Source organism: Nocardioides sp. CPCC 206348 (assembly GCF_048654705.1).
Classification (GTDB): Bacteria; Actinomycetota; Actinomycetes; order Propionibacteriales; family Nocardioidaceae; genus Nocardioides.
Genome location: NZ_JBMCZA010000190.1, coordinates 63,584 through 66,783, shown reverse-complemented (window position 1 = coordinate 66,783; position 3,200 = coordinate 63,584). Strand labels below are relative to the sequence as shown.

Annotated in this window: 4 protein-coding genes; all 4 read right to left on the bottom strand. The window is 71.3% G+C overall.

The genetic code is table 11. The annotated features are described in order from the left end of the window. On the bottom strand, window positions 1-563 hold a 563-nt coding region (locus ACOADB_RS16185; protein ID WP_378600683.1), incomplete at its 3' end, for a glycosyltransferase family 4 protein. Then, window positions 556-1,251: an L-threonylcarbamoyladenylate synthase gene (locus ACOADB_RS16180; protein WP_378600603.1), complete on the bottom strand. Its 696-nt coding sequence runs from the start codon at window positions 1,249-1,251 to the stop codon at window positions 556-558. The genes ACOADB_RS16185 and ACOADB_RS16180, both read right to left, overlap by 8 nt. Window positions 1,252-1,305: 54 nt before the next feature. Continuing rightward, a complete protein-coding gene (gene prmC / locus ACOADB_RS16175; RefSeq protein WP_378600601.1) occupies window positions 1,306-2,160 on the bottom strand; it encodes a peptide chain release factor N(5)-glutamine methyltransferase in 855 nt (284 codons plus the stop codon). After that, window positions 2,160-3,200: peptide chain release factor 1 (prfA, locus tag ACOADB_RS16170; RefSeq protein ID WP_378600599.1), on the bottom strand; the 1,041-nt coding region annotated here is incomplete at its 5' end. The genes prfA and prmC, both read right to left, overlap by 1 nt.

The following is a 3,200-nucleotide window of genomic DNA, read 5'->3' as shown; positions in this document are numbered from 1 at the left end:
GACAGCGAGTAGCAGAACAGGAAGAACGCGGAGGCGCTGATCCCGATGACGCCCGCGGCGAGGCCGTCGAGGCCGTCGATGAAGTTCACGGCGTTGACCGTCGCGACCACCGCGAAGGCCGTCAGCAGGGCGCCCTGTGCGGTGTCGAGCGCGAAGACCTCGCCGGTCGACTGGTAGAAGTAGCGGAACTGGATGCCGGAGTAGACCAGCACCCCGACCGCGAGCACCTGTCCCCCGAACTTCGTCAGGGCGTCGAGGTCGAAGATGTCGTCGACGACGCCCACCGCGCAGACCAGCGCACCGGCGATCAGGACCGCGAGGGCGTCCTCGAAGACGAACGGGTTCTCCTTGCCGAGGAACGGGAGCTCCCGGGCCACGAAGTACGCCGCGAACAGTCCCCCGAGCATCGCCAGCCCGCCGAGGTACGGCGTCGGGTCGGCGTGCACGTCGCGGTCGCGCACCTTCGCGACCGCACCGGTACGTACCGCGATCTCCCGGGCGACGACGGTCAACAGGTAGGTGACCGTGGCGGCGACCAGGAAGACGACGAGGTACTCACGCATCGGTCGGCTCGGCCTCCGTCGGTTCAGGGAGGCCGGTGTCGACGGTCAGGTCCAGGTCGGCGAGGGCGGCATCGATGTCCGCTATCGCGATGGCGCCGTCGCGCAGCAGGCGCGGGCGGTCGCCTGTCGCATCGATGATCGTCGAAGCGACCCCGCCGGGCGATGCACCGGCATCGACGATCACGGCGACCGACTCACCCAGCATCTCCGCGGCGCTGTCGGCGTCGAGCGCCGCCTCCTGTCCCGACAGGTTGGCCGAGCTGACGGCCAGCGGTCCGGTGCGGTCCAGCAGGGCGCGGGTGAGCTCGTGGTCGGGCATCCGGATCGCGACGGTGCCGCGGGTCTCGCCGAGGTCCCACTGCAGCGAGGGCTGCTGGTGGCACACGATGGTCAGCGCGCCCGGCCAGAACTTCTCCACGAGCACGCCGACGTAGTCCGGAACCCGGGTCGCGAGCGCCTCGAGGGTGCCCTTGGTGCCGACGAGCACCGGTGGGGGCATCTCGCGGCCCCGGCCCTTGGCGGCCAGCAGGCGCGCCACGGCTTCGGGGTCGAACGCGTCGGCACCGACGCCGTAGACGGTGTCGGTCGGGATCACGACGAGGCGACCACGGCGGACGGCTCGGCTCGCGGCATCCATCGCCGCTTCGCGTTCCTCGTCGGTCTGGGTCGGCAACCGCTCGGCACTCACGGCGCCCATCCTCGCACCGCCGCATGAAGAATCGGCACCGGCATCACCGTGGACTCATCGTGGTCGGCGTGCCGTGAGGTACCGCGGGCGCCCGGCGAGGTCGCGATGGTCGCGTACTTCCTCCCAGCGACCGCTGCGACTGAACACCGCCGGAGCGGACTCCCCCTGGGCGTCGGCGTGCTCGATGCCGATCACGCCACCAGCGCGGAGCAGTACGACGCCGCGCTGCTCCAGGACACGGATGGCGTCGAGTCCGTCGTCACCGGAGAACAGGGCCAGGTGCGGATCGTGGTCGCGGGCCTCGACGGCCACCGACTCCCACGCCTCGAGCGGGACGTACGGCGGGTTGCTGACCAGGACGTCGACCTGACCGGCGAGGTCGTCGAACGCAGTCGCCAGGTCGCCCTGGCGCAGGTCGACTCCCGTGTCGGCAAGGTTCTGCTCGGCCCACGCATGCGCCGGCGGGTCGAGCTCGACCGCATGGACCTGCGCCTCGGGCACCTCGTCGGCGATGCTGCGGGCGATCACGCCCGACCCGGTGCACAGGTCGACCACCACCGGGACCCGTCCGTCCGCGAGCACCGCGCAGGCCTGGTCGATCGCCCAGCCGGCGAGCAGCTCGGTCTCGGGTCGGGGTACGAAGACACCCGGTCCCACGGCGACCGAGACGTGGCGGAACCAGGCCCGTCCGACCAGGTGCTGGAGCGGCTCGCGCTGCGCGCGACGGGTGATCAGGGCGTCGTACTCCAGGGCAGCGGCAGGGGCGACCTCGTCGATGAGGGGCAGCTGCGAGCGGCGGGTGCCGAGGACGTGCGCGAGCAACTCAGCGGCGTCGTACTCGGGGCTGGCGACGCCAGCGGACTGGAGACGGGCGCTCGCCTCGGCGGTGAGCGCGCGGGCCGACACCATCACTCCTCCAGCGCAGCGAGACGGGCAGCCAGGTCCGCCTCGACGCACGAGTCGAGCAGCGGCTGCAGGTCGCCGTTGAGCACCTGGTCGAGGTTGTAGGCCTTGTAGCCGGTGCGGTGGTCGGAGATCCGGTTCTCCGGATAGTTGTAGGTGCGGATCCGCTCGGAGCGGTCGACGGTGCGGACCTGGCTGCGGCGGGCATCGCTCGCCTCCGCGTCGGCGGCATCCTGGGCGGCCTGGAGGAGCCGGGCGCGGAGGATGCGCATCGCGGACTCCTTGTTCTGCAACTGTGACTTCTCGTTCTGGCAGCTCGCGACGATCCCGGTCGGGACGTGGGTGATCCGGACGGCCGAATCGGTGGTGTTGACGCTCTGGCCGCCAGGACCGGAGGACCGGTAGACGTCGATGCGCAGGTCGTTGTCGTTGATCTCCACGTCGACCTGCTCGGCCTCGGGCATGACGAGCACGCCGGCCGCGGAGGTGTGGATCCGGCCCTGGGACTCGGTGACCGGCACCCGCTGGACGCGGTGCACGCCGCCCTCGAATTTGAGCAGGGCGTACGGCGCCTGGCCGGGCTCGACCGCACCGGGCGCCTTCACGGCCACCGTCACGGACTTGTAGCCGCCGAGGTCGGACTCGGTGGCGTCGAGGACCTCCATCTTCCAGCCACGCTGCTCGGCGTAGCGGCTGTACATCCGGAACAGGTCCGCGGCGAACAGCGCGCTCTCCTCGCCGCCCTCCCCCGACTTCACCTCGAGCAGGGCGTCGTTGTCGTCGGTGGGATCGCGCGGCACGAGCAGGCGGCGCAGCCGTTCCGCCGCCACCTCACGCTGCTCCAGCAGGGACTCGGCCTCCTCGGCGAAGGCCGGGTCGTCAGCCCCGAGCTCGCGTGCGGCCTCCGCGTCCTCGCCGTACTGCTGCCACTCGCGCCAGGTCGCGATGATCGCGTTCAGCTCGGAGTAACGGCGGTTGACGGTCCGCGCCAGTCGCGCGTCGGCGTGCGTCTCGGGCTGGCCCAGCTGCTCCTCGAGAGCGGCGTG